At 73.6% G+C, this 26,198-nt stretch carries 22 protein-coding genes and 1 pseudogene; 8 read left to right on the top strand and 15 right to left on the bottom strand.

Features of this window, described 5'->3' with window-relative positions; translation table 11 throughout:
• Positions 1–31 precede the first annotated feature (31 nt).
• Together H343_RS28415 and H343_RS28410 are read left to right on the top strand one after the other, a co-directional pair.
• A complete protein-coding gene (locus H343_RS28415; protein ID WP_106958753.1) occupies positions 32–661 on the top strand; it encodes a hypothetical protein in 630 nt (209 codons plus the stop codon).
• A 296-nt stretch (positions 662–957) separates the two neighbouring features.
• Positions 958–1,290 (top strand): hypothetical protein, encoded by a 333-nt coding sequence (locus H343_RS28410; RefSeq protein WP_078504927.1) that lies wholly within the window; start codon positions 958–960, stop codon positions 1,288–1,290.
• Between the two features lie 183 nt (positions 1,291–1,473).
• On the opposite strand, the gene H343_RS0102145 is transcribed toward H343_RS28410, so the two are convergent.
• The 3 genes from H343_RS0102145 to H343_RS0102135 form a co-directional block, all read right to left on the bottom strand.
• A complete protein-coding gene (locus H343_RS0102145) occupies positions 1,474–3,147 on the bottom strand; it encodes a PTS transporter subunit EIIC (RefSeq protein ID WP_028429793.1) in 1,674 nt (557 codons plus the stop codon).
• Positions 3,148–3,456: 309 nt separating this feature from the next.
• The gene (gene murQ, locus H343_RS0102140; protein ID WP_028429792.1) at positions 3,457–4,425 is read right to left on the bottom strand and encodes an N-acetylmuramic acid 6-phosphate etherase; all 969 of its coding nucleotides are present in this window, start codon (positions 4,423–4,425) and stop codon (positions 3,457–3,459) included.
• Between the two features lie 140 nt (positions 4,426–4,565).
• Positions 4,566–5,549 carry a MurR/RpiR family transcriptional regulator gene (locus H343_RS0102135; protein ID WP_078504926.1) on the bottom strand — a complete coding sequence of 328 codons (984 nt, stop codon included), beginning with the start codon at positions 5,547–5,549 and terminating at the stop codon, positions 4,566–4,568.
• Between the two features lie 110 nt (positions 5,550–5,659).
• Here H343_RS0102135 and H343_RS0102130 point away from each other — a divergent pair, with 110 nt between their 5' ends.
• Together H343_RS0102130 and H343_RS0102125 are read left to right on the top strand one after the other, a co-directional pair.
• Positions 5,660–6,016: a hypothetical protein gene (locus H343_RS0102130; RefSeq protein WP_028429790.1), complete on the top strand. Its 357-nt coding sequence runs from the start codon at positions 5,660–5,662 to the stop codon at positions 6,014–6,016.
• Between the two features lie 109 nt (positions 6,017–6,125).
• On the top strand, positions 6,126–6,398 hold the full coding sequence (locus tag H343_RS0102125) for a DUF4031 domain-containing protein (protein WP_028429789.1): 273 nt from the start codon (positions 6,126–6,128) through the stop codon (positions 6,396–6,398).
• 130 nt (positions 6,399–6,528) lie between these two features.
• Here H343_RS0102125 and H343_RS28405 read toward each other — a convergent pair whose 3' ends face one another.
• From H343_RS28405 to H343_RS0102100, 5 genes are all read right to left on the bottom strand, one after another.
• Positions 6,529–7,704 (bottom strand): Cmx/CmrA family chloramphenicol efflux MFS transporter, encoded by a 1,176-nt coding sequence (locus tag H343_RS28405; protein ID WP_106958764.1) that lies wholly within the window; start codon positions 7,702–7,704, stop codon positions 6,529–6,531.
• A gap of 180 nt (positions 7,705–7,884) precedes the next feature.
• On the bottom strand, positions 7,885–8,448 hold the full coding sequence (locus H343_RS0102115) for a TIGR03086 family metal-binding protein (RefSeq protein ID WP_028429788.1): 564 nt from the start codon (positions 8,446–8,448) through the stop codon (positions 7,885–7,887).
• A gap of 327 nt (positions 8,449–8,775) precedes the next feature.
• A complete protein-coding gene (locus H343_RS28400) occupies positions 8,776–9,399 on the bottom strand; it encodes a hypothetical protein (RefSeq protein WP_037901850.1) in 624 nt (207 codons plus the stop codon).
• On the bottom strand, positions 9,389–9,967 hold the full coding sequence (locus H343_RS28395) for an RNA polymerase sigma factor (RefSeq protein WP_078504925.1): 579 nt from the start codon (positions 9,965–9,967) through the stop codon (positions 9,389–9,391). Before H343_RS28395 ends, H343_RS28400 begins: the two co-directional genes overlap by 11 nt.
• A gap of 191 nt (positions 9,968–10,158) precedes the next feature.
• Positions 10,159–10,854: a hypothetical protein gene (locus tag H343_RS0102100; RefSeq protein ID WP_051264455.1), complete on the bottom strand. Its 696-nt coding sequence runs from the start codon at positions 10,852–10,854 to the stop codon at positions 10,159–10,161.
• A gap of 66 nt (positions 10,855–10,920) precedes the next feature.
• On the opposite strand from H343_RS0102100, the gene H343_RS0102095 reads away from it, so the two are divergent.
• Positions 10,921–11,640, top strand: a complete 720-nt coding sequence (locus H343_RS0102095; protein WP_037901846.1) for a copper homeostasis protein CutC — start codon at positions 10,921–10,923, stop codon at positions 11,638–11,640.
• Between the two features lie 130 nt (positions 11,641–11,770).
• Here the strand turns inward: H343_RS0102095 and H343_RS28390 are convergent, their stop codons facing one another.
• The 4 genes from H343_RS28390 to H343_RS0102075 form a co-directional block, all read right to left on the bottom strand.
• A complete protein-coding gene (locus H343_RS28390; RefSeq protein ID WP_051264454.1) occupies positions 11,771–12,349 on the bottom strand; it encodes a GNAT family N-acetyltransferase in 579 nt (192 codons plus the stop codon).
• A 230-nt stretch (positions 12,350–12,579) separates the two neighbouring features.
• The gene (locus H343_RS0102085) at positions 12,580–13,374 is read right to left on the bottom strand and encodes a VOC family protein (protein WP_028429785.1); all 795 of its coding nucleotides are present in this window, start codon (positions 13,372–13,374) and stop codon (positions 12,580–12,582) included.
• Positions 13,375–13,487: 113 nt separating this feature from the next.
• Positions 13,488–14,498, bottom strand: a complete 1,011-nt coding sequence (locus H343_RS0102080) for a LacI family DNA-binding transcriptional regulator (RefSeq protein WP_028429784.1) — start codon at positions 14,496–14,498, stop codon at positions 13,488–13,490.
• Between the two features lie 367 nt (positions 14,499–14,865).
• Positions 14,866–16,077: an MFS transporter gene (locus H343_RS0102075; RefSeq protein ID WP_486586749.1), complete on the bottom strand. Its 1,212-nt coding sequence runs from the start codon at positions 16,075–16,077 to the stop codon at positions 14,866–14,868.
• A gap of 59 nt (positions 16,078–16,136) precedes the next feature.
• On the opposite strand from H343_RS0102075, the gene H343_RS0102070 reads away from it, so the two are divergent.
• Complete coding sequence (locus H343_RS0102070) at positions 16,137–17,135, top strand: ArsR/SmtB family transcription factor (protein WP_486586748.1); 999 nt, start codon at positions 16,137–16,139, stop codon at positions 17,133–17,135.
• Positions 17,136–17,204: 69 nt separating this feature from the next.
• On the opposite strand, the gene H343_RS0102065 is transcribed toward H343_RS0102070, so the two are convergent.
• Positions 17,205–19,268, bottom strand: coding sequence for a helicase domain-containing protein (locus H343_RS0102065; protein ID WP_028429781.1), 2,064 nt, complete (start codon positions 19,266–19,268; stop codon positions 17,205–17,207).
• A gap of 528 nt (positions 19,269–19,796) precedes the next feature.
• On the opposite strand from H343_RS0102065, the pseudogene H343_RS33805 reads away from it, so the two are divergent.
• A pseudogene (locus tag H343_RS33805) lies at positions 19,797–20,579 on the top strand (glycosyltransferase 87 family protein); the annotation flags it as partial.
• A gap of 239 nt (positions 20,580–20,818) precedes the next feature.
• Here the strand turns inward: H343_RS33805 and H343_RS28385 are convergent.
• Positions 20,819–22,573 (bottom strand): DNA repair helicase XPB, encoded by a 1,755-nt coding sequence (locus H343_RS28385; RefSeq protein WP_078504924.1) that lies wholly within the window; start codon positions 22,571–22,573, stop codon positions 20,819–20,821.
• Positions 22,574–22,896: 323 nt separating this feature from the next.
• Between H343_RS28385 and H343_RS0102050 the strand changes: the two genes are divergently transcribed.
• Positions 22,897–23,391 (top strand): hypothetical protein, encoded by a 495-nt coding sequence (locus tag H343_RS0102050; RefSeq protein ID WP_028429779.1) that lies wholly within the window; start codon positions 22,897–22,899, stop codon positions 23,389–23,391.
• Positions 23,392–23,602: 211 nt separating this feature from the next.
• On the opposite strand, the gene H343_RS0102045 is transcribed toward H343_RS0102050, so the two are convergent.
• Positions 23,603–26,149 carry a helicase-associated domain-containing protein gene (locus H343_RS0102045; protein ID WP_028429778.1) on the bottom strand — a complete coding sequence of 849 codons (2,547 nt, stop codon included), beginning with the start codon at positions 26,147–26,149 and terminating at the stop codon, positions 23,603–23,605.
• Positions 26,150–26,198: the final 49 nt, after the last annotated feature.

Below are 26,198 nucleotides of genomic sequence, written 5' to 3'. Positions count from 1 at the left end.
CGTGTCCACAGTTGTGATTATTGTTCTGATCGTGGCCGTTGCGGCCGTCGCGATCGCCGCCACGGTCCGGATGGGCCGCACGGGATTCGGCAGGCCCGGCAGCGGCAGCCTCAAGCGCCGTTTCGGACCGGAGTACGACCGGGTGCTCGCACGGCACAACGGCGACACCAAGGCCGCCCAGCAGGAACTCGGCCGGCGCGTGCAGCTGTACGGCTCCATAGTTCCGCACACGCTGCCCCCGGACATACGGGAGCAGTACGTGACCCGCTGGACGGCGGCACAGGAGCACTTCGTCGACTCGCCGGGCCAGGCGCTCGCCGAGGCCGACCAGTTGCTCGGGGCGCTCGCGCAGGCGCGCGGGTTCCCGGGACCGGAGCGACACGACGAGCACATCGAGGCGCTCTCCGTCCACCACGCGCACCACATCGACGGCTACCGGCGCGTTCAGGCGGCAGCCGCCGGCCGTACCGGTACGGAGGAGATGCGCGAAGCGATGCTTCAGGCCCGCGCCTTCTTCGACGCACTGGTGGCGGAACACACCGGAGGGGCGGAGCGCCCCGGGCGGAGCGGACGCACCGGACGTCCGCTGACCCATGACGGGCCCGCAGGCAAGCCGCTGAACTCCGGACGCCGTGGTGTGAGGGGACGTGAGGTTTCGTGACGAGGGAAGGCTTCGACGAGCGGCCCGCCGCCGGAACCGGCGGCACAGGCAGCAACGTACCGCCCCCGCCGCCCCCGCCCGGGGCGGTGCCTCCCCCGCCACCTCCGCCGCCCCCGGCCGCGGGCCGTCCCCCCGGGGGAGCCGTCCGCGCCGACCCGGGCTCGGCCACGAACCCGACGTCCGCCGATGCCGCGCCGCCCACCGTGCCGCCCGCCCCGTCGCATGCGGCTCCCGCGCCGAACGCACCGCCCGCCCCGGCTGCGGCTCCCGTGACCGGCGCCGAGCAGGACGGGCACATGGACGGACCGGACGGACCCGCGGGTACGCGGCACCCGGCACGGGAGGAGTCCGTCCCGGCCGGCCCCCTCCTCGGCCGGGACGAACGCGACCGCCTCACCGCCCGTCTCCACCAGGCCGTCAGCGGCTTCGTGGACGGGCCGCGCCGTGCCGTCGAGGAGGCCGACGGGGTCCTGGAGGAGGCCGCCGGTCTCCTCACCGACGCCCTCGCCCGCCGCCGTCTGGCGATGCGTGAGCCCTGGCAGAGCGGTCACGCCCACACGGACACCGAGGAACTGCGCCTCGCCCTGCGCCGGTACAAGGAGGCGACGGAGCGGCTGCTGGCGCTGTGAGACGTGCCGGCCCGCCTCTCCCGTGAGCGCGCCGGGCGCCGGCGCGGGGCCAACTCGCGGTGACGCCGGACTCGGGCTCGACACCCGGTACCCGGGCCGATACGTGCTGCCTCATCCGAAGGGGGGACCACGGAGGCGGACGGAACGGCCGGTGCTCGCGGCCCTTCCGCCCGCCTCTGCGCGTCAGACGCCCACCGGCTGCTTCGGCTCGCCCGGACCGCGGCCCGGGGCGTCGTCATCGTCGCCACCCGGGCCGCCGTCCTCGCCGCCGTCGGTCCCGCCGCCGTCGTCGTCCTCACGGGCGTGCGCCCGTGCCGCGCCGGTGGCGACGACGGTGCTCGCCGTGCCCTCCGTCTCCGGGGCGACGTTCAGGTCCGTCAGCATCTGCTTGCTGAATCCGAAGAAGTACGTCACCAGGAAGCCGGCCGCGTAACCCGCCGCCATGCCCAGCGCGTACACGCCGGCGATCGCGCCGAGCCCGTGGCTGCCCTTGAGCAGGGGGAAGAGGGCCCATCCTGACGGGCCGATGGCCGTCGAGCCGACGGACGTGCCGAGCTGGTGGAAGAGGCCGACCACGCCCCCGCCGACGGCTCCGCCCGCGCACGCCGTGATGAAGGGCCTGCCGAGCGGCAGCGAGACGCCGTAGATCAGGGGCTCACCCACACCCATCAGCCCGGCCGGAAGCGCGGACCTGATCGTCTTGCGGATCGAGGTGTTGCGGCGGAGCCGGAGGTAGACGGCGACGGCCGCACCGACCTGGCCCGCACCCGCCATGGCGAGCACCGGCAGCAGGACGGTGAAGCCGTCCTGCTCGATCAGGGTCGTGTGGATCGGGATGAGCGCCTGGTGGAGGCCGAGCATCACCAGCGGCAGGAACAGGGCGCCGAGCACGAAGCCGGCAGCCGCGCCGCCGTGCAGGAGCAGCCAGTTGGCGAAATCGCCGATGCCGGTGGAGATCAGCCCGCACACGTACATCAGGCCGAAGAGCGTGACGAGGCCGGAGACGAGAACGGTGACGGTCGGAGTGACCAGTACGTCGACCGACTCCGGAACCCAGCGGCGGCACCACCTCTCCACGTGCACCGCGAGCAGGGCGGCGAAGAGCGCGCCGAGGACGCCGCCCTGCCCGGGGGCGAGATCCTCCCCGAAGGCGGAGACGTCGGAGACGCCCGCGAAGACGATGACGGCCGCCGCCGCGCCGCCCAGGACGGGCGTGCCGCCGAACTCCCGGGCGGTGTTGATGCCGACGAAGACGGCGATCAGCGACATGAAGCCGGTGGAGATCGCAGTGAGGGCGGGGACGATCCCGGAGGCCCACTGGGCGCTGCCGCTGCTGACCAGGTTCGTCAGCAGCCCGTTGATCCCGGCGACGATGCCGCAGCCGATGAGGGCGGGGATGAGCGGTACGAAGATGTTGGCGACACGGCGCAGCATCTGCTTGACCGGTGTGGCGTTCCGGCGCTTGCGCGCGGCGCGCATCGCGGCGCCCCGCTCGGCCAGCTCCTCCGCGGTGGCGGGCAGGGGGGACGCGGGCCCCGGAGCGGAACCGGACGCGGACGCGGACGCCGACGCGGACGGGGCCGCGGCCTGCGTCTGCCCGCCCTCGACGAGGGACCGGAACTCGGGGGTGACGCGGGCCACCTTCCCCGGCCCGAGCACGATCTGGTACGTGTCGTCGTCCTCGACAACCCCCACCACCGCGGGCAGTTCCCGCAGCGCCGCGTCCTGGACCAGCGAGCGGTCGGCCAGGCCGAGCCGCATCCGGGTCATGCAGTGGGTGACGGAAGTGACGTTCTGCGCGCCCCCCACGAGAGGGAGCAGGGCCTCGGCTGTCTGGCGGTTCTGGTCTTTGCTCATGTGGCGCCGTCGCTCTCTGGCGGTCCGGGCTGGCCCGGAGCGTGGGCGGTCGAGCGCGCTGACCAATCTCTTGCCGGACGACGCCACCTGACGTGACCGGTGCGATCGGGTGATCGTCGCCGGTCCCGTCGTCAGGCGGTACTGCGGTGCCGTCATGCGCGGCGGGTGCTTGCCGTGCTGCTGTCCTGCTGTGCTGCTGTGGTCGGTGCTGTCCGCCGCGCTGCCGGGGAGGTGGTGCTGCCCTGGCGGACGGCGGGCGTGGCCTTGATTCCGGTCGGTCCGTGATTCGTCAGCCGCTTGGCTCCACTGTCAGCCCTCTCCCGTCGCGGCGCGGATCGCAGCACGCAGGTGACCGCGCGCCTCGGCGAGCAACCGGGCGGCGGTACGGCCGTCGACACCGGCCACGATGATCAGAATCGCGTTCTTCACCTCATCGTCCGCTTGGGTGAGAGCGGCCTCGATCGTCTTGTCGTCGGCACCCGTCGCGAGGGAGACGATGCGGCGGGAGCGGGCGCGCAGCTTGTCGTTGGAGGCCCGCAGATCGACCATCAGGTTCCCGTACGTCTTGCCCAGACGGATCATGGTGATGGTCGAGAGCATGTTGAGGACCAGCTTCTGCGCCGTACCGGCCTTCAGCCGGGTGGAGCCGGTGAGCAGTTCGGGCCCGACCACGACCTCGATGCGCTGCTCCGCGGCGTCGCCCAGCGGCGAGTCGGCGTTGCAGGAGAGGCCGACGGTGAGCGCGCCGTGCGTGTTGCGCGCGTACTCCACGGCACCGACCGCGTACGGGGTGCGGCCGGAGGCCGAGATCCCCACGACGGTGTCGTCCGAGGTCAGCTGGAGCTCGTCGAGGTCGGCGGCGGCCAGCTCCTTGCTGTCCTCGGCGCCTTCGACGGCGTTGCTCATCGCGCCGGGACCGCCCGCGATGAGCCCGAGGACGTCGGCCGGATCGGTGTTGAAGGTGGGCGGGCACTCACTGGCGTCGAGCACACCGAGGCGTCCTGCGGTGCCCGCGCCTGCGTAGATCAGGCGGCCTCCGCGGGCCATCCGCTCGGCGGTGGCGTCGATGGCGGCGGCGATCCGCGGCAGCTGCGTGTGCACGGCGGCGGGGACGGTGGCGTCCTCGCCCTGCATGATCTCTGCGATCTCCAGGGTGGGGAGCTGGTCGATTTCGGACAGGTCGCTGCGGAAGGCCTCCGTGGTCAGCGTCTCCAGCTGCGCGCGTAGATCACCGTAGGAGGAGCTGTACGAGGAAGGCGTGTCGGCGGTGGAGGTCATGGAGAGGAGCGGCTCTTTCTGGCTGGCGAGCGAACTGCGGATCGGGGTCACTTGCGGGGTGCGGTGCGGCATGACCGGCGCTGTGCCGGGCCGGGACCGGGTCCGGCCGGGCGTCGCGCCGGTGCGCGGTGTCCGTGTGGTCAGCGCGGACGCGGCGAGTGCCGGTGTGCGAGTGCCTCGTAGGAGGCGGAGAGCGCGGGGGCCGCGCTTTCGTACGTACGCTGCGCCACGCCGATGAACAAACAGTCGACGACGAGCAGTTGGCTGGTACGGCTCGACATCGCGGCCGGGCGCAGTTCGCTCTCGCGTGCTGTGGAGGTGGTCAGCACGTGGTCGGCGTACTGCGCGACCTCCCCGTCCGAGCGGCCCGTGATGGCGATGGTCGTCGCCCCGTGGTCGAAGGCGGCCCGCAGGGGTTCGATGACATCGACCGTACGGCCGGAATGCGTGATGGCTATCGCGACGTCTCCCGCGCGCAGCTGCACCGCGTTGGTGACGGCCAGGTGCGGGTCGGCCTCCGCGTGGGCGACGTGGCCTATGCGCAGCAGCTTCTGCGCGAGGTCCTTGCTGACCAGGCCGGAGGCGCCCACCCCGTACACGTCGACGCGGCGCGCAGCGGCAAGAGCCGTGACCGCCGCTTCGAGCTGGACGGTGTCGAGACCGGCGGCCGTGTCGGCGAGCGTCTGCTGCTCGTCGTGCGCGAGCTTGGCCACCACCTCCGAGATCGGGTCGTCCACCGCTATGTCGGCGGTGACGGCTGGGGCCGCTCCGGACTCCTGCTGGGCGGCCAGCCCGGCGAGTGCGAGACGCAGGTCCCGGTAGCCGGGGAAGCCGAGGAGGCGTGAGGTGCGTACGACAGTGGCCTCGCTCGTGCCGGTGCGCTCGGCGAGACCCGTGACGGTCAGATGGGCGCATCCGGCGGGGTCGGCGGCGACGGTCTCGGCGACGCGCTGCATGGAGCGCGTCATCGACGGCGCCATCGTGCGCACCTTGGCGGCGAGGGCGCCCGGGGCGGGCGGCCCCGGGGCGGGACGGGCGGCGGACGGGGCCACGGCGCCATTGCCGTGGGGTCTCCCGTGCGCTCTGCCGCCTCTCACGGAACTTTCTTTCAGGTGGGTAGTCATCGGTGGAGATTATTTTCGGCCGCGGGGCCCGTCAAGCCCTTCCGCGCGCGTTCCGCGGTGGATCTCAGGGCCCCTCCACGGACGGCCCAGCGTTTTGGTGCAATGGATATATGGACCAGCTTGAGCAGACACTCCACGCGGCACGCGCCCTCGTGCTCGCCGACCTCGAGGCGGGCAAGGTCGCGGACGCCGATGTGGTCTCGCTGGTGGAGGAAGCCGTCGCCCACCGCAGGTGGTGGGTCGAGCAGTGGCCGGACGGTGCCGCCTTCGTGAACGGACTGGTGGCGCAGGACGTGCAGGACGCGCTGCTCGACCGGTACGGCAGGTGGCCCCTGTGCCCCGTGTGTCTCGGGTCCGATCCGCACGCCCTGGAGATCGAGCCGGACCTCGGCGAGGACCCGCACTGGGTGTGCAGCAAGACCATGACGTCCGTGGCGCGGGTGGGGGCACTGGGCAAGTGGCTCTGAGACGGCACCGCGGTCACGGTGGTGCCGTCGCCGCGGGGCGGATGCGGCCGGTCCGGGCAAGGCGGCCGGTCCGGGCCGCACGCGCGGTCCGCGCGGGCCCGGTGATCCGGTGACCGTCTACATCGATCCGCCCGTATGGCCGGGCCGCGGGCTTGTGTGGTCGCATCTGGTCAGCGATGTCTCCTACGACGAGTTGCACGCCTTCGCCGCTGCCATCGGATGTCCGCGCCGGGCGTTCGACCGCGACCACTACGACGTACCGGGCGAGCGCTACGGCGCCGCCGTTCAGGCGGGTGCGGTGGAGGTCGGCTGCAAGGAGCTGCTGCGACGGCTCACCGACGCGGGTCTGCGGCGTCCGAGGAGGCGCGGGACCGGGCGGTGACGGCTGCCGGGACGTCCACTGGTGCCGGGGCGCGAACGCCGCGCACGGGACGCCGGCGCGGGACGCCGCACATGGGAACGACCTGTTCGCGGGCCCTTCAGCGCGCCGGCCCTTCGGCACGCGGGCCTGCTCAGGCCCCGAGCGGGGCGCGCGGCGTGCGTCTGTTCGCGAGGGCGGCGAGAGCTGTCGCGCCGATCGCGGCCGCCGCGAGCGCCGCACCCGTCCAGGCGACCGTCCGGTAGCCCCAGCCGGCGTCGATGACCAGGCCGCCCAGCCAAGGTCCCACCGTGTTGCCGATGTTGAAGGAGGACGTCGTCGTGGCGCCGGCCAGTGTGGGGGCCGCTCCGGCGACGTCGAACATACGGGCGTTCAGCGCGGGGGCCGTCATGAAGGCCGTGATCCCCAGCAGCAGGGCGAGGGCGACGGCCGCGACCGCGTTGCGGGCGAGCAGCGCGAGCAGTGTCAGAGCGACGGTCGAGGCGGTGACGCCGCCGAGCATGGTGCCGAAGAGGTGCCCGTCGGATATCCGTCCGCCGATGGCCGTGCCGATGAGCCCGCCGAGCCCGAACAGTGCCAGCACCGTGGGCACCCAGCTCTCCCGCAGCCCGGCCACTTCGGTCAGCAGGGGCGCGAGATAGGAGAAGACGGCGAAGACGGCCGCGGCGTTGAGCGCGATGGTGACGACGGTGAGCCACACCTGCCCGTCGGCGTAGACGCGCAGTTCCCGGCGGAGGCGGGGCCGGTTCTCGCCGGTCGGCACCCGCGTCCGGGGAACCATCGCGACCACGCCCACCAGACCGACGGCGGACATGACCGCCACGGCCCAGAACGCGGACCGCCAGCCCAGGTGCTGCCCCAGCAGCGAACCGGCGGGAACTCCCACGATGTTGGCGATGCTCAGCCCGCCCACCATGACGGCCATCGCGCGGGCCCGCGCGTTCACGGGCACAACCGAGACGGCGACGGCCGCGCCCACGGCCCAGAAGCCGGCGCAGGCCAGCGCGCTGACGACCCGGGAGGCGAAGAGGACCTCGTAGGAGGGGGCGAGGGCGCCTGCCACCTGACCGAGTCCGAAGACGGCGAGCAGCGTGATCAGGGTCGTACGGCGCGGCAGCCGCAGGGTCGCGGCGGCGAGCACGGGGGCGCCCACGACCATGCCGACCGCGAAGGCGGAGATCAGCAGACCCGCCTGGGGGATGGAGACGCCCAGATCGCGTGCGACGGGCTGGAGGAGGCCGGAGAGCATGAACTCCGAGGTGCCCAGCGCGAAGACCGAGAGCCCCAGGACGTGCACGGACACCGGCATACGGACCCGGGAGGTGGCACCGCCCGGCGGCATACCCGTGCCGGGGCCGGTGCCGCTGTCGGTCACCGTCGCCGCGGCCGGGTTCGGACGGCCGGGACCCGGACCGGCTTCGGTGTTGGCAGGCATGTGACGTACCAACGACGGGTCAGCGCCTCCGCATTCCGCCGCCCGGCGCTCGGCTCACGGTCGGCGGCCGAGCAGGGCCACCAGCCGGTCCTGCGGCACGACGTCGTCGGGCACGGGCACCGGCGGGTCGAAGATCCCGGCCTGCTGCCAGCCCGCGGCCTGCGGCTCGACGTGCGCGTGCACTGCGTCGGCGAGTTCGTCGCGCATCCGCGACCGCCTGCCGATGCCCTGCGCGAGATCCCAGCCGTGCACCGTGAGGTCGCTCGTCATCTGCCAGGCGTAGTCCGTGGCCGGGATCTTTCCGCCGGTGGCGTGGACGTCGCCGTGGAGTGCACCCTTGCGGTGGAACGCGGACCGGGACGCGCCGCCCGCCCTCTCCCACGCCGCCACGGGGGAGTCGCCGAGCACGTCACCCGTGTAGCGGTCGCCGACATCGGCGATCGTCTCGCCGCTCAGCAGGTGCGGTGCCCACAGATGCTCGCCGACCAGGTGGTTGACCAGATCCCGGACGTTCCAGTCGGTGCAGGGGGTGGGGTTCTCCCACTGGTCGTCGCGGACCTCGTGGACGAGGCGGTCCCACTCCGTGAACGCTGCGTCGAAGGCGTCGATCAGCTCCATGTGTCAATGGTGCGCCCGGTGCGGTGGACGGCATCCCGGCGGACCCGTACGGCTCACGCGGAGCCCGCACGTGCGATGTGACGCAGGTCTCACCCGGCCGTGTCGTACGGGAGGGCTTCCGCGTACGTGTAGCGGATGTCCTGCCCGCACGGGCGGGGCGGCGTGGCCGGCGGCCGCGTGCAGCATCGGGGGAGTGCCGGGGCGTCCGTGGCGGGTGGCTCGTGGCCTGCGGGCCGCGGTGCCCCGCCCGGGCGTCCCGGCGCCGCTTCCGGTGCGGGCGCCGGGGCGCCGCGGAGAGCGCACGAGGGTGCGGCCCCGGCCGTGTTCTCAACTCCCCGCGCGCGGGGGCTTCTCGGTGCCGGAGCAGACCGGGATCTCGGTGGTGTTTCGGGTGCGGACGCCCGGCAGCCAGCCCTCGATGCGCTCGCCGTCCTCCGTCTTCTCCACCCGGTACCAGCGGCGGGACGAGAGGCCCTCCTCGTCCGTGACCAGCTGCCCGTCCGTGACCACGCAGTCGGCCGGGAGACGGTCGCCGTGCCAGACGCGGCCCGCCGCGTTCCCGGCGTCCGCGTAGAGCACGTACGGGTTCTCGGCGAGCCGCAGCGAGCACTCCAGAGTGTGCAGATCCCGGCAGGGCTTCTCGGCGTTGTGGACGCGCAGCGTGACGGCGTCCCCCTCGGAGCCCGCCGGGGGCGTACCGTCACCCGGCCCGGACGGTGAGACGAGCCACCACGTACCGCACACGACGAGTGCCACCGCCGCCGCGGCGACGGCGATCACCGCGAACGGCACCGGACGGCGGCGCGGACGTCCGGCGGTGACGACCGCGGCCTCGTCCCGCGGCGCACGGACCCGCTCCCACAGGCCCTCCGGCACCTCGATCCCGGCCTCGGCGGCCCGCAGCCGCTCGCGGAGGGCCGCGGCAGCCTCTTCACGGTCCTCAGCACGCATGCCGCTCTCCTTTCGACCGGCCCGCGCGCCGGGGGAACGCGCCTCGCAGCTTGTCCAGTGCCCGCCGCCGGGTCACGGCCACCGTGCCCCGGTGCAGACCGAGGATCTTGGCGGCCTGGTCGAGCGTGTAGCCGTCGAGGTCCACGAGGATGACCACGCCCGCCTGGCGGACCGACAACTGACGCAGCAGACGCACGACTTCGAGTTCCGAGGCCCGTTGCTCCAGGCCGCCGTCGTCCGCCCGCCGGCCGGGCGCCACCCCTGCCGTACCCGCGTCGCCGGCGAACTCCACGTCGGCGACCAGGACTTGCCGCCGCTCCCGCCGCCAGCTGTCACGCATCACGCTCAGCAGCGACGAGAAGGCGTACGCGTACGGCTCCGGGTGGGCGAGGAACCTCTCGGGTTTGGCGGCCAGTTTGAGGTACACCTCGTGCACGGCGTCCTCCGCCGTCTGCCGCGATCCCGCGAGCATCGCGGCTCTTCGGTAGAGCCGGTGCAGCAGTCCGCAGAAGACGTCGTCGAACGACGGCTCGGGTGTGTCCTCGCCGGTGGCGGAAGAAGTGCCCACGGGCCTGCAATCCTCCGTGGTGAGTGGCCTCTTGGGTGCTGTGCTCGTGCATTGGTGCGCCGTTCCGGAGGGCTCGTGTCCTCCCCCTCACGCCGGTCGCCCGGCGTCGGTCCCGCCCCGGACCGGCTGCGCCCGGCCCGGCGGGCAGTTCACTGTCGCGGCAACCGGGACGAGAGGCAAGTCCGCCCGGCTCAGTCACCGGCCGCTGCGGGGCCCGCGCCGAGCAGCTCCATCTCGGTCCCCAGGTTGCGGCGGGCCCTGGCCTCCCAGTGGTCGTGCCCGTAGGAGGTACGGAAGAGCCGTGGCATGCCGAGGAGCTGACGCAGCACCTCGGCCCGTCCGGAGCGGAAGCGGTCGTCCGGCACGAAGGCGTACTCCTCGCGGACGGCGGCCGCGTAGCGCGCGTACTCCCCGGGCGCCGCCGCCAGCACGGCCAGGTCGGCGTCGCACAGCAGCTCCCCGTTGGCGTCCCCGGGGGCCGGGTCGTGGCTCACGGTGAGGCGCACGAGGCGGGCGGCCTCCGCCGTACGCTCCGCGGCGACCCCGGCCTCGGTGAGGGCGCGCTCGGCCAGACGGGCGCTGCGTTCCTCGTTCTCGCTGCGGTCGGGCCGGTAGACGGCGTCGTGGAACCAGACCGCGAGCAGGACGGTGTCGACGTCGGCCTCCGGGGTGTGCGGGGCCAGTTCGCCGACGCGGTCGAGAACGGCGGTGAGGTGGTCGGCGGTGTGGTACCGGCGCTGCGGCTCCGACCAGCGGGAGAGCAGATTCCGGCCGTACGGTTCCGGGTCCGGGCGCTGCTCGCCGTGGCGGGCGCTGATCAGGAGCTGGATCCAGCGGCGCAGCAGAGGCTCGTGCGTCTCCGGTTTGGGCTCGTCGGTTGTCGCCATGGGGCGATTGTCCACTCGGCCGGATGCCGTCTTCCGGAGGGGCGGGGCGTGTGAAACAGTGCGTACATGTCTAGACCAATTCTCGAGGTGATCGCACTCGACGCCGAGGACGCGCGGGCCGCGCAGGCCGGAGGGGCTGACCGCCTCGAACTGGTCACCGACATGGCCTCCGACGGCCTCACACCCAGTCACCGGACCTTCGCCGGCGTCCGTGCCGCCGTGAGCCTCCCCCTGCGCGTCATGCTGCGCGAGAGCGGCGGCTTCACCACAGGTGGCGACGCGGCGCTCGACGGACTGTGCGCACGCGCGGAACGACTGCGCGCCGAGGGTGCCGAGGAGTTCGTACTCGGCTTCCTCGACGAGAGCGGCGGCCCGGACCTGCGCGCGGTCGAAGCCGTGACCCAGGTGATCGACGGATGCCGCTGGACCTTCCACCGTGCCATCGACCGCGCGGCGGACCGGGCCGAGCTGCGCAAGGCACTGTCCGGACTGCCGGGTCTCGACACGTACTTGACGGCCGGCTCGGCGCACGGCGTGGACGCCGGAGGCGAGGTCCTGCGCATGGAGGCCGCGCGGGCGGCAGCGCACGAACCCGGATACGTCCAACGGAACATGGCCGGCGGCGGCCTCCGGCTGGAACATGTCCCCGAGTTGGCGCGGGCCGGCCTCACCGCCTTCCACATCGGCGGCGCGGCCCGCACGGACGGCTGGGACGGGCCGGTGGACGCCGCCACGGTCGGGGTGTGGCGTGACGTGCTCGACGAGTGGAGCGCGCCGGGCGGATGACGATCCTCCGCGTGCCGTGCGGCGCGTGCCGCGTGCCGCGTGCCGCGTGCCCCGTGCCGTGCGGCGCCGGGGCCCGCCCCGCGCCCGGGACCGTCCGTCGCGCCCCGCCGCGTCGTCAGCAGCGCCCGTCTCACGGCCCGTTGCGGTCCCCTTCGCCGACAGGCGGCGCGGCAGGGGACATCTCGGCGGTGAGCGCCCAGCGGTCGTGGTCGCGCCATGCGCCGTCGATGAACTGGAAGGCGGGGGAGTGCCCTTCGAGGCGGAAGCCCAGACGCGCGACGAGACGGGCGGAACGGGTGTTGCCCGGCTGGATGTTGGCCTCCAGCCGGTGCAGGCCCAGCTCGTCGAAGGCGTACCGCACCACGAGGCCCAGCCCCTCGGTCATGTAGCCGCGGCCCGTCGTGGAGCTGTAGGCGACGTAGCCAAGAGTGCCGTTCTGCAGTGCGCCCCGGACGATGTTGTTGATGTTGACGGCTCCGGCGATCTCGCCCGTGTCGCACAGGCAGATCAACAAGCCCTCATGGCTGGGCTGTTCGAACCGGGAGAGATAGCGGGTGAAGGCCTCCGGCGTCATCTCCCGCTGCGGCATCCAGGGACCGTGGAGTCCGGTGCTCTGCCGGGAGAGCGCGGCGAGCTCCGCGCGGTCCTGCACGGTCACATGGCGGATCGCGACCCGGGGGCCGCGCAGAAGGTACGTGGCGGAGGGCATCGCCCGACGCTACGCCGCTCCACCGGGGTGCGCGTGTGCGGTGTGGGTACGCCCCGCTCCCCGCGTGGCGGGGCGTACCCCGCCGGGCGGTGCCCACCCCCGTACAGGGGCACCGCCCGGCGGGCTCGTGAACCGCTGTCCCCCGCGCGGTCGTCCACCGTGCCCGGGCACCGTGCGGGAGCGTGCGCGGAAACCACCCGGGGAGACCTGAAATCCCCCCGGGGGAGCCGTCACATGGGAGGCGGCGTCAGCACGACGAAGTCCGCCCCGAACGGGTCCAGACAGACCGCCAGCCGCCCGACGCCCTCGGCGTCCTCGGGTCCCATGGCCACGCTTCCGCCCAGCTCCCGGACCTCGGCGACGGCGGCGTCGCAGTCCGCGGTGTGGAAGACCGGATGCCAGTAGGGCTGCCCGCCCGAATGCGTGAGCGCCTCGGCCGGCAGCTCCATCAGCCCGCCGTGCATGCGTTCCTGGCCGCCGCCGGACGGGCCGATGACGGTGTACGCGCCCGCCTCGCCGCCCGGAAGCGGCATGTCGGAGAAGTCCCAGCCGAACAGGCCCCCGTAGAAGTCCTTGGCCGCGGAGGCGTCGGTGGTGTGCAGCTCCACCCACATCAGGGAGCCCGGCGCGTCCACGAGTTCCAGCCCGGCCGTCCTGCCCGGCTGCCATGCCGCGAACTGACCGCCCTGCGGGTCGCTGAACTGCGCCATACGCCCGTGACCGTCGACGTCGGAAGGGTCGAGCCGGACCTCGCCGCCCGTCTCGCGCACCGTGGCGGCCACCGCGTCGACGTCGGGCGTGCTGAAGTAGATCATCCAGGCCGGGCGGGCCCCCGTGTCCAGCGGGCCGAGCGCGGCCACGGTCTTCCCGCCGGACTGGAAGAAGCCGTGGTCCTCCCCCTCCGCCGCGAACGGCTGGAACGTCCAGCCGAACACTCCGCAGTAGAAGGTCTTCGCCGCGGCTGCGTCCGGCACACCGAGGTCGAGCCAGCACGGTGAGCCCACGGCGTACTCAGTGGTGATCATTGCGATTCCCTTCGGCGGTCCCGGAGGGAGTCAGATTCTCACCGCCCACTGACAATCGCGCGCCGAGGACGCCTCGGGCACGAGCACTCCCACCCCTGGGTGCCCGCGGGCTGTCAGCGTCCCGCTTCGGGCCCGCTCGTGGACTGCCTGGGCCTCAGCGCGGTGCGCAGGACGACCGTCTGCAACGGCCTGTCCGAGCCCGCCAGTCTGTCCTGGAGCAGCGCGGCCGCGGACACGCCCAGGTCGTAGGAGGGAAGCCGCACGGTGGTCAGCGGGGGCCGGACCAGGGACGCCCAGGGCACGTCGCCGAAGGAGAGGACCCCGAAGCCGGGCGGCTCGGCTCCCGCCTCGCGCAGCGCTTCCAGGACGCCGAGCGTCATCATGCCGTCGGCGACGAACACCGCGTCCGGCGGCGTCTGAAGGGACAGCAGTTCGCGCATCACCGTACGGCCGCCGTCGTCAGCCGGGCCGGCGTGCCGCGTGGAGACGCGGACCCACTCCTCGTCCGTGCCCGCGTCCCGCAGGGCTGCGCGGTGCCCCGCCAGGCGGTCCTCGCAGGCGGGGGCGCCGGCCGGACCGGCGACGCAGGCGATCCGCCGGTATCCGGCTTCGAGGAGGTGGGCGGTGGCGTCCTCACCGCCGCCCTTGTCGTCGGCTGTCACGGCGTCGACGGCCGCCGTGCGCGGGCCGCGGCCGACCGCGACGGCGGGCACGCCGCGGGTGGTGAGGGCGGAGAGGTCGGTGTCCCTGCGGGACGCCGGTGCGACGACGATGCCCGCCATCTGCTCGGCGAGCGCGACGTCCAGGTAGCGGCGTTCCTTGTCGACGTCCCCGTCGGTGTTGCACAGGACGACCGAGAGGTTGGTGCGCTGTGCGGCGTCCTCGACGCCGCGGGCGAGCGTGGTGAAGAACGGGTCCTCGATGTCGGGGACGAGGAGCCCGATCACACTGGCGCGCTGCGTGCGCAGGGAGCGTGCGACCCGGTTGGGTGAGAAGCCGAGGTCGGCGGCGGCCTTGCGCACCCGTTCCGCACGGGTGTCGGTGACGCGCCCGCCGTTGAAGACGCGGGAGACGGTGGCGGGTGAGACCCCCGCGGCCCGTGCCACGTCGCTGATGGTCGCCACAGGGCCTCCTCAACGCCCTCGCGCACGACGGACGGCGCGTGGCCCCCGGCTGTGCGTGCTCTCCCGGCACCCCGTGGGCCGCACCTTACGGACGTCTGAAATGGTTTTCAACTCATGGGCGCCGGGAGGCTTCCGCTGCGGGGGTCCTTCCGTCTTCTTCCGTGGCCCCGGGTGTGGCCGACGCCCATTTCCACAGGCATGCACAGGGAGAAGGCTGTGCGGAAAAGGCGAGAAAACGATTTCATCAAGCTCTTGGCGCCCGCTCCTCCCGGCCGACCGGCCGGTCAGCGTCTCACGTCCCTGCCACACCCGCACCGGCGCCCACGCGAGACAGCCAAGGCCGCCGTGCGGCCCACATGGGCGGCGGTCAGGGTCGCCGTGCGGGTGACAGCGTCCGCCAGGACAGCAGAGCGGCGACGGCCGAGGCCGCACCGGCCAGCGTGACGACCAGCGACGGGGCGGCGACCTCGCCCAGCGCGCCTCCGGCTGCCGCGGCCAGACCCTGCAGTGTCATCGTTCCGGTCAGCAGCAGGCCGAACGCCTGACCGCGCTGCGTCCCGGGCACCGCGTCGAGGAACCTGCGGGCCAGTGCGAGCTGGTAGGCGACACCGAAACCGGACACAGCCATCAGGACGGCGGCGTATTCCGGTGCGGGGTGCAGCGTGAACCCCAGCAGCGGCAGCCCGAGCACAAGCGCGAGGGGGCGGGCCAGCCGCTCCCGGCCCGCAGGTCGCACCAGACGGCCGACGATCAGGTTGCCGGCGAACATTCCGGCGGCGGCAGCGGCGAACAGCAGACCCGCCGCGTCGGGCACGCCGACCTGCGCGGCGTACGGGACCAGCACCCCCTCGGCGCCGACCATCAGCGCCGGAGCCGTCCATTGCGCCAGCAGCAGCGCCCGGACCGCGGGCCGGCCCAGCAGTGCCCGGTTCACCTGCCAGGTCTCGCTGATGCCGTGCGAACCCCCGGTGCGGCGGCGTGGGTGGCAGGCCAGGCGCAGTTGCAGCAGACCCGCCGAGACCAGGCAGATCGCGGTGGTGATCCAGAGCGCGCCCGGCGCGCCGACAGCGGCGATCAGCACGCCGCCGGCGGCGAAGCCGAGCACCTGCGTGCCGCCGGCCGCCATGGAGAACACGGCACGGCCGAGCACGTAGCGGTCGCCGTCCAGGAGGTCGGGAAGAAGGGCGGTGCGCGAAGCGGAGGCGACGGCGCTGGGCAGCCCCGTGACGAACACGAGCGCCAGCATGGCCGGTACCGGCAGCAGACCGGCGGCGAGCACGGCGCTGACCGCGGCGCGCAGCACCTCGTAGCCGGTCATGACGGCGCGCGGGGGCCAGCGGTCGGCGAAAGCCAGCAGCAGCGCGCCGCCCACGGCGTAGGGCAGGAAGCCCGCCGCGAACGCCAGCGCCGACATCAGCGGCGACCCGGTTGCCGTGTAGACGGTCACGGACAGGGCGAGCATCCGCACCGTCTCGGCGATCAGGAAGAGCGTGTAGCTGCCGAACAGCACGCGGAACTGGCCCACAGCGAAGACTTCGCGGTAGGTGGCAGGGCGTGACGCGGAGGGAGAGGTGGTCATGGCCGGGAGCATCACGGCAGCCCGGCCACGGTGACTATGCTTTCGTGTGGAGGCGAAACATGCTGGCCATCGAGGTAGGGCCTGTCGATCTGGCGCGTACCCGCTACGCGATCTCGCCGCTGGGCGAGGCGATGCAGGCGCTGCGCGTCGCAGCCGGCATGCAGGCCGCCGGACCGCTCCGGCCGTGGGCCGAGCGCGTCGCGCCCTGCTACGAGCGGCTGCGCCGGCAGGTGCCCGCGGTCGGGGCGCTGACGGCGCTGTTCCGCCGCGGCGGCTACAACGCCGACTTCATCCATCCGCCGCCGTCGGGCTCCGGTGGCGACTTCGCCGCTGAGCTGGCCGTCGTGCGCGCCACACCGCTGCGCCGCGCCCGCCTGGAGTTGGCCCGCAACCTGGCGGGACTGCGGGCGCCGCCACGTCACGTGCAGCGAGTCCTCGACGCGCCGGACGTGGTACCGCGGCTCGCCGATGCGCTCGAGGCGAGCTGGCAGGCGCTGGTCGAGCCGGACTGGCCGCGCCTGCGGGCAGTGCTGGAGCGTGACCTCATCCACCGCGCCGGGCACCTGGCGATGTACGGCTGGGCGGCGGCGCTGTCCGATCTCGACCCGCGGGTGAGATGGCGCTCCGAGGGGCAGGCCGGGACCATCGAGGTGCGTGAGGGCTCGCGCACCGAGTGGGACCGGCACCGGCTGGCGGGCAAGGGCCTGCTGCTGATGCCGACGGTGTTCGGGACTCTGATCAGCTACGTCGAGCCGCCGTGGCCCTGCGCCCTGGTCTATCCCGCCCGGGGCATCGCGGAACTGCTCGGCCCGGTGGCACGCGCACCGGGCGGTGAGGCCCTGAGCCGGCTGGTCGGCCCGCGCCGCGCGGACGTGCTGCGCGCGCTGGACGTGCCCGCGACGACGACACAGCTGGTCGCCCAGCTCGGCCTGAGCCTGGGCACCGTCGGCAGCCATCTGGCGGTGCTGCGCGATGCCGGCCTGGTCACCCGCGCCCGTGTCGGCCGGGCTGTCCGCTACGAGCACACGCCGCTGGGCGCGGCCCTGGCGGACAGCTGACGCCGCCGGGCGGCCCGCCCCGCAGCCCGGGGCCGTGACCACGGTGCAGCTCGGTGGTGCGGCTTCCGGTCACGCCCGTACCCCAGGGCAGGTCAGGGCCTCCGGCAGAGCGGTGGCGTGCACGACCGCCAGGCCCGAGACCGCCCGGGTGAGGCAGACGTACAGCCGGCGCAGGCCCGTACGCGCATCCGGCTCGCCGCCGACGACGGCCGCGGGCTCATCCAGTACGACGTGGTCGTACTCCAGGCCCTTGGCCAGCGAGGCGGGCACCAGCGTGAGCCGGGCTTCCGCGCTGGTCTCCGACCCGGGCGCGAGGTGTGTCAGCCCGGCCGCGTCCAGCGCGCGTGCCAGCGCCGGCACGCGCGCCGGTGCCGCGATCAGACCGACGGACCCCTCGTGCAGCAGCGCCTCGCGGCAGGCGGCCACGACCGTCTCCTCCAACTCCTCGTGCCGGCACGCCCGTACGGTGAAGTCCCCGGGCGACTCCCGTACCGAGGTCGCCTCCCGCAGATCCGGCGCGATCTCGGGAAGAAGCCGCGAGGCGTAGGCGATGACCTGGCGCGGCACGCGGAATCCGAGCGTCAACTCCTCGACGGCGGCGTCCTGTTTGCCGAGGTGGTGCAGTGCCTCCCGCCAGCCTGCCGTCGCCCAGGGCGTCGTGCCCTGGGCGATGTCGCCCAGCACCGTGACCGAGCCCGTCGTGCAGCGCCGTCCCACCGCGCGGTACTGCATGGGGGAGAGGTCCTGTGCCTCGTCGAGGACGACATGACCGAGCGAGGCCGTACGGCTGACCAGGTCGGCGGCCTCGTCGACGAGGACCGCGTCCGCCTCCGTCCACGGCGCGGACCTCACCCCGCGGGCGGGCTTCGCCCACACGACGGCCTGCTGCTCCTCCTCGGTGAGGACGCCACCGGCGTGTGCCGCGAGGAACTCCGGGTCGCTCAGCAGCCGCAGCACCACCCTGGCCGGGTCCACCTGGGGCCAACTCGCCTTCACCACCGCCTTGACGGCGGTGCTGCGCGCCACCGCGTCCTGCACCCGGTCGTCGGGGGCCTCCCCCGCCTGTTCCATGCGCACCAGCACGCGGTGCGCGATCCGCTGGGGCAACGCCTCGCGCGCCGCCCCGTAGCGGATGTCCCGGGCCTGCAACTCCTCGATCAGCTCCGCCAGTTCGTGGGCGGGAACCCGCCACCGCCGGGAGCCGCGCACCACCACGCACGGCTCCTGAGGCAGTCTCACGCCCGAGCGGACCGCGCGCCGCAGCACCTCGGCCATGCGCGCGTCCCCCTTGACGCGGGCCGCCACGGGGGAGTCCGTTCCGCGCACCGGTACGTGCGCCACCAGCTCGGCGACCGTGGCCTGTCGCACCGCCAACTCGCCCAGCGCGGGCAGGACTTGCTCGATATAGCTCAGGAAGGAGGAGTTGGGGCCGATGACGAGGGTGCCGGTGCGCGCGAGCCGTTCGCGGTGCGTGTAGAGGAGGTACGCGACCCGGTGCAGGCCGACCGCGGTCTTGCCCGTGCCCGGCGCGCCCTGCACGCACAGCGAGGCCTCCAGACCCGTCCGTACGATCTCGTCCTGCTCGGGCTGGATCGTGGCGACGATGTCCCGCATGGGGCCGACGCGGGGCCGCTCGATCTCCCTCTGGAGCAGCCGGGAGGTCTTCGCCTCCTCGCCGGGGCCGCCGTCGCCGAGCTGTTCGTCCTCGTACGCGGTCAGCTCCCCGCCCGTCCAGCCGAACCGGCGGCGCAGCGCGACGTCCTGGGGGTCCTGCCGGGACGCGCGGTAGAAGGGGCGGGAGACCGGCGCGCGCCAGTCGATCACCATCGGATCGCCGTCGGTGTCGTGGATGTGGCGGCGGCCGATGTGGAACGGCCTGTCGGAGGAGCGGAAGTCCAGGCGGCCGAAGAAGAGGGGCGTGCCGAGCAGGTCGGCGAGGGAAGCGATCCGGGCGTCGAGACCGGCGCGCAGGGCCTGGGCGTTGACCCAGTTCGCGGTGACGTCGGTGATGTCGAGGGCCTCGGCGTCCTCGCGCATTGCGCGCAGCGCGGCGCGCGACGCAGCCAGATGCGCCCGCTCGTGGTCCAGTGGACTGTGTGCGGGGCCGGACACGGAAGGGGCAGGGGCGGACACGGTGTTGCCTCCGGCGGATACACGTGAGGTGCGGTACGCCGCGAGCGCGGCGCATCGCTGTACGGGTGAAAGAGATCCGGCCGGTTTCCGAGCGGCCGGGGTCCTTCCCTGTCCGGGAGGCGGCAGACGCGGAAGCCTAGTGCGGCACGCGTGAGCGGCGCCACGGGTTTTCCCGGGCCGGGGTCGCCCGGCGCGGAGCGAGTGCGGGCGTCGCTACGGGCGACCCCGCGGGAGCTGGTGCTGGTGCTGTGGCCGGGAAGGTTCACCGGCTCGCGACGCCCGGCCACAGCTAGGGTCACCAGCCGGAACGGAATCGGCCGGGCGGACCGCACCGACGTGCCCCGCCCGCCGTCCGCAGAAGACCGCGAAGGAGAGACCGCACAGGTGACAGGGCAGGCCGCGCACCTCAACTCCCGTGCCACCAGAGCCCCCCGGCTGCCGCTCCTCCCCCGGAGTCACGCGGCCGCCGCCGTCCTCGGCCTCTCCGTCGCCGCCCTGGCCGTGCTGTGCGCGGTCCACCGCTTCCCCATGGCCGACCTGCTCGTCTACCGCGCCGAGGGCCGGGCCGTCGCCGGCGGAGGCGACCTGTACGGCCTGACGGTCACCGAGTGGAAGCTACCTGCGACCTATCCGCCCTTCGCGGCGCTGCTGTTCGTACCGACCGGCTGGGTCCCGCTGTCAACCCTGAAGATCGCTTTCCTGGCGGCCAACTGCGCGCTGCTCGTGCTCCTCGTCCACCTCTCCCTGCGCTTCACGGACCTGCCGCGCGGACGCCGGCTGCCGGTGCTGTTCGCCGCGGCCGCCGCGGGGCTGTGGCTCGAACCCGTCTACCAGACGATCGTCTTCGGGCAGATCAACCTGCTGCTCGCATGCCTGGTCCTGTGGGACATGGGACGCCCGGACGGTGCGCGCGGCAAGGGGCTCGCGGTCGGTGTCGCGGCGGGCATCAAGCTCACCCCCGCGGTCTTCGCCCTCCATCTGCTGCTGACCGGGCGGGTACGGGCGGGGCTCTGCGCCCTCGCCGGCTTCGCGGGAACCGTCGCCGTGGGTGCGCTCGTACTGCCCGCGGCCAGCGTGGAGTTCTTCACCCGGCGGATCTTCGAGACGGGACGGGTCGGCAAGGCGTGGATCGTCGACAACCAGTCGCTCCAGGGCATGACCGCCCGCCTCGCGCACACCGCCGAGCCGGGTGTGCTGTGGCTGCTGCCCGCCGCCGTGGTCGCCGTGGCCGGACTGCTGCTGGCGCGTCGCCTGTGTGTGCGGCACGGGCTCGACGGCTGGGGCGTACTGGTCACCGCGTCCACGGCGCTGCTCGTCTCCCCGGTCAGCTGGTCGCACCACTGGGTGTGGTGCGTGCCGCTCGTGGTGCTGCTGGCCTCGTGGCGTGTGCCGGCGGCCGTGGCCGTGTACGCGCTCTTCACCGCGCGGACCCTGTGGTGGCTGCCGAGGGAGGGCGACCTGGACCTCCGGGCGGCGTGGTGGGCGCAGCCGCTGACCTCGCCGTACCCGCTGCTGGCTCTCGCACTGCTGACGGCTGTGGCTGTGCGCTGCTATTCGGCCTCGGGGCCCGCCCCGCCGTTCCCGCGGTTCGCGGGGTTGCCGCTCTCCCCGGCGTCCTCCGGGTTCTCGGAGGGACGCGCCGGCTCCGCCGCCGGTCCGCCGTCACCGGTCAGCAAATCCTGGGAGTCCACGATCCGGTAGGCGTAGCCCTGCTCGGCGAGGAAGCGCTGCCGGTGTGCGGCGAAGTCCTGGTCGATGGTGTCGCGGGCGACCACGGAGTAGAAGCGCGCCTCGTGCCCGTCCGCCTTGGGCCGCAGGACGCGTCCGAGCCGCTGGGCCTCCTCCTGCCGGGAACCGAAGGTGCCGGAGACCTGGATGGCCACGGTCGCCTCCGGCAGGTCGACGGAGAAGTTGGCGACCTTGGAGACCACAAGAGTGCTCAACTCGCCCGTACGGAAGGCGTTGAAGAGCTTCTCGCGCTGACGGTTGGTCGTGTCGCCCTTGATGACGGGCGCACCGATGTGCTCGCCCAGTTCGTCGAGCTGGTCGATGTACTGCCCGATCACCAGTGTCTGCTCGCCGGCGTGCCGCCTGACCAGTGCCTCGGTCACTCGCCGCTTGCTGTCGGTCGTCGCGCAGAAGCGGTACTTCTCCTCGGTCTCGGCCGTCGCGTAGGCCAGCCGTTCCGCGTCGGTCAGGCTCACGCGCACCTCGACGCAGTCGGCGGGAGCGATGTAGCCCTGCGCCTCGATCTCCTTCCACGGAGCGTCGAACCGCTTGGGTCCGATGAGGGAGAAGACGTCGGACTCGCGTCCGTCCTCCCTCACGAGCGTCGCGGTCAGTCCGAGACGGCGCCGCGCCTGGAGGTCCGCGGTGAACTTGAAGACGGGCGCGGGCAGCAGGTGCACCTCGTCGTAGACGATCAGGCCCCAGTCGCGGGAGTCGAACAGTTCCAGATGCGGATAGACGCCCTTCCGCCTGGTCGTCACGACCTGGTACGTGGCGATGGTGACAGGGCGGATCTCCTTCCTCGTACCGCTGTACTCACCGATCTCGTCCTCGGTGAGCGAGGTGCGGCGCACCAGTTCGTGCTTCCACTGACGTGCGGCGACGGTGTTGGTGACCAGGATCAGCGTGGTCGCCTGCGCCCGTGCCATCGCTCCGGCGCCCACCAGCGTCTTGCCCGCGCCGCAGGGCAGCACGACGACGCCCGAGCCGCCGTGCCAGAAGCCCTCGACGGCGTGCTTCTGGTACGGGCGCAGCTCCCAGTCGTCCTCCTCCAGCGCGACGGGGTGCGCCTCGCCGTCCACATAGCCGGCCAGGTCCTCGGCGGGCCAGCCCAGCTTCAGCAGCACCTGCTTGATCTGGCCCCGCTCGGAGGGGTGCACGACGACGGTGTCGGCGTCGAGGCGTTCGCCGACGAGCGGCTGCACCTTCTTCGAGCGCAGCACCTCCTCCAGCACGGGGCGGTCGCTGCTCTCCAGGACCAGCCCGTGGGTGGGGTGCTTGAGCAGCCGTAGCCGCCCGTAGCGGGCCATGGTCTCGGCCACGTCGACGAGGAGGGCGTGCGGCACGGGGTAGCGGGCGTGCGCGACGAGCGCGTCGACCACCTGTTCGGCGTCGTGTCCGGCGGCCCGCGCGTTCCACAGTCCGAGCGGCGTGAGCCGGTAGGTGTGGATGTGCTCCGGTGCCCGCTCCAGTTCGGCGAAGGGGGCGATGGCACGGCGGCACTCGTCCGCCTGCTCGTGGTCGACCTCCAGCAGCAGGGTCTTGTCGCTCTGAACGATCAGGGGACCGGCGTTCACGCGTGCTTCCTCCGTCTCGCGGGTGCGGGACCCGCATGCGGGTCAATCGTCCAGTGTGCCCCATGGGTGCGTTTCGCTGTGCTGCGGCGTCTGCGGGGGTGTGCGGCGGCCGCGGGGGCGTGCGGAGCGGTGGCCGGCCCTCCGGGGGGATTCCGCCATCGCGGGTGCGCACGGCCACACGGGCGCCTGCCGTGCGTGTGGCCACGGAGGAGGCTCAGGCGGCCATACGGTAATACGTCCTGATTCAAGGTGTAGTGGTCCGTGTGGGATGCGTGACCGTGTCCGAGGGGCGTTGAAGGAACTGACGAAGGAGAGCGACCGGGATGGCGACGAAAGTTGCGGTAACCGGGCACATGGAGCTGTCCGAGGAGACGGTGCCGCTGGTACGGGCGGAACTGGAGCGGCTGCTGCGCATGTTCGAGCCCTCCGGGCTCGTGGGGCTGTCGTGCGTGGCGGCCGGGGCCGACTCGCTGTTCGCGGAGTCGGTGCTCGCGGCGGGCGGCCGGCTCGTCGCGGTGCTTCCCAGCCGGGACTACCGGACGGCGACGGTCAAGCCGGAGCACGCGGAGACCTACGACCGGCTCACCGCGGCCGCCGACGAGGTGGTGGTGCTGCCGTACGAGACGGTGAGCCGGAAGGCGTACGAAGCGGCGAACGCCGTACTGGTGGAGCGTGCGGACCGGCTCGTCGCGATCTGGGACGGCGATCCGGGGTCGGAGGAGAAGGCCGGTACGACGGCCGGCCTCGTCGCCGGGGCGCGCGGTGCCGGACTGGCTGTCGACGTGGTGTGGCCGGCGGGCGCGGCCCGGCAGGGCTGAGCACGGCGGGGTGCGCCGCTGCCCCGGTCGGCCCGCGTCGGCCCGCGTCGGCCCCCGGTCGGCCCAAGTCGGCCCCGGGCGGCCTGAGCGCCGGGCCCCGGGTCCTTCCGTCCGGCGCTCCCCCGGGGTGCGGGCGGGCAGCGGGGCCGGTGGACAGGACCGCGGGTTGGCCGGTGGGCAGCCCGGCGGGCCGTGTTCCGGGCCGCCCCGGTCAGCTGTCGGCGAGTTCGGCGGCGCCCGTGATGCGGTGCAGCGGATAGGTGCGGACCTCGTCCGCGGTGTGGTCGTAGACCGTCACGAAGCCGCCCTCGACGCGCACCGGTGCGATCACGCGACGGGCTGCCGCGCCGTCCGCGTTGACGTAGCCGATGCACAGGGAGTCTCCCGAGAGCACCGCCGCCTGCATCGCGGCGATCGTCTCCGCGGAGGTAGTGCGGGGCAGTTCGCCCTCCTTGGAGGGCGGCCGCGACGCACGTCCGGGAGTCTGCCGCGGCTTGTGCTCCGCTGTCGCCGCGTGGTCGCCGGCGCGGATCGCCCGTACGGCAGCGGTGAGCAGCGCCGCGTCCGGCACCGGGGGACCGTCCGGCACCGGTTCGGGGGCCGTGCGCGGCGGCGCGCGGTGGGCGTCGGCACGGGCGACGAGCACATCGCCCTCGGCGGACTCCGCGGCGGGCGCGTACCCCATCTCCCGCAGCCTGGCGAGCAGTTGGTCCGGCGGGAGGGGTGAGGCCAGCACGGTGGGAGCCAGGCGGCGGGGGCGCAGCGCAGCCGACCGCTTGTCGGCCAGGATCTCGGTCAGGAGCGCGTCGTCGTCGCAGCGGACGTAGGAGGACGCCACCCCGACCCGGAGGCGGCCGTGCCTGCGGGCGACGTCGTCCACGAGATAGCTGAGGGGCTGGGGCACGGGTGTACGGGAGTGGGCGGCGAGGAAGGCGTGGATGTCGCCGGCGCCGCGTCCCGCGTCGAGGGCCCTGCGTACGGAGTCGGGTGTGAAGCGGTAGACGGTCGCGCCGCCCTTGGACTCGACGTCGGCGAGGGTGCCGAGCGCCGCGGCGAGCGGCCGCTCCAGCGGTCCGGGCGCGACGGCGGTCAGGTCGGCCTGGAGGAGGATGTGGTCCAGCGGCTCGGGCAGCAGCGGCGCGAGATCCCCGGCGGCGCGGGATGCGGTGGCCTTCAGTGTCTCCAGCTCGGGTGCGGTACGGGCGCCGGCCTCGGGGAAGGGCAGCACCCGTGCGTAGGAGGCCAGGGCGCCGCGTCCGGTGAGGCCCAGCAACTCGGCCTCGTGCAGCGCCCATTCGGCCATCTGCGTGCGCATGTCGTCCGTGCCCGCTCCGGCGGCGGCCTCCGCTCCGGCGGGCACGCCGGTGCCGCCGCCCCGCAGCGGGTGTTCCCAGCGCAGCCGGGCGAGGACGGACTGCTGGGAGGGTGCCGTGCCGGGTTCGAGCGAGGCGAGCAGCGCCAGTGTGCGGCGGCGCACGTCGGCGGTGAGGCCCCGATCCAGGCCCTGACCGAGCGCGGTGATGCCGCGTCCCTTCGCGTCGCGGGTGCCGACGAGCCCGGCGACGCGGGTGCCGGTGAGCCAGCGGACGACGATGTGCGCCCAGCGTTCGTGCGCCGGGCGGTGCAGCCACTCGTCGTAGGCCGGCGTGGGGGCGTAGCGTTCCTCGGGTTCGCCGTCGGGGGCCAGCAGGCCCGCCGCGTAGGCGAGTTCGATCCAGAAGGCCGCCTCCGGCTCCGGACGGTCGAGCACCGTGGCGGTGCGTTTGAGGTCGCGCACGCCCAGGCCGCCGGCGCGGAGCACGGAGGGAGGATCGGACTCCCAGTCCGTCAGCAGGTCCTCTAGGGTGCCCAGCGCGGCGAGGACCTGGCCCGCGGCCGTCGCGTCGACGGTCTCCACCGGGTGGTCGCGCAGAGCGGTCAGGGGTGGGGCCTGCGGTTCGACGTCACGGTGCGCACGGCCCTCGCGCAGGTGGAGGGCGACCTCACGGGGCATGACGACGGTACGGGCCGAGGAGCGCACCAGCAGGGCCCGGTCGAGCAGCCACGTCACCGGCGCCGACGGGGCGTCGCTCTGCACGGAACCGTAGGGCGGGCCCCAGCGCAGCTTGTCCAGCATGAGGAGCGATTCGGGCGGGGCCTGGCCGAGGAGGACGGCCATGCGCACGCGGTCGGTGAACAGGGCGGTCAGCGAGGCGAGAGCACTGACGGGGTCGTGCGTGGCGGGGAGTCCCGTGGTGGCGAGGATCTCCTGGAGGCGTCCCGGCGACATTCCGGCCGTCGCCTCGGCGAGGGTCGGGCCGAGCCCGGTGGGGGAGGGCGAGGACGGGCTGGGAGCCAGGAGTTCGCGAGCGGTGCGTACGAGGCGCAGCCGCTCGTCGTCGCCCCACAGCAGGGCCTGCGCGCGCAGCGCGGACAGGGCGCGGGGCAGCTCGTCCGCGACGTGGTGGGCCGGGTCGCCGCCTCCCCAGGGCTGGTCGCCCGCGAGCAGCCCTTCGAGAGTCGCGCGGGGGCACGGGTCGGGGGCGACAGCGATGGCTTCCGCGGTCTGCAGCGCGAAGCGGTCCAGCCGCTGGACCGCCCGGACGACGGAGGCACGCGTTCCGGCGCGGGTGGCGAGCTGCGTGAGGTCGTTGGGCACGGGGGAGAGCAGATCGGGGCGGGTGCGCAGGAGTTCCGCCAGGGCCCGGTCGTCCCGGGAGCGCAGGTCGTCGGCGAGCGTACGGGGGGCGGCGCTGCCGCCGGTCTGCTCGGTGCTCATCCACACCACGTTAGCGGGGCGGTTCCGGGCGGTCGCCCTCGTCCCGTCG

Source organism: Streptomyces sp. TAA204 (genome assembly GCF_000424965.1).
Note: the sequence above shows the minus strand (reverse complement) of the source record. Positions and strands in the feature narration are given on the sequence as shown.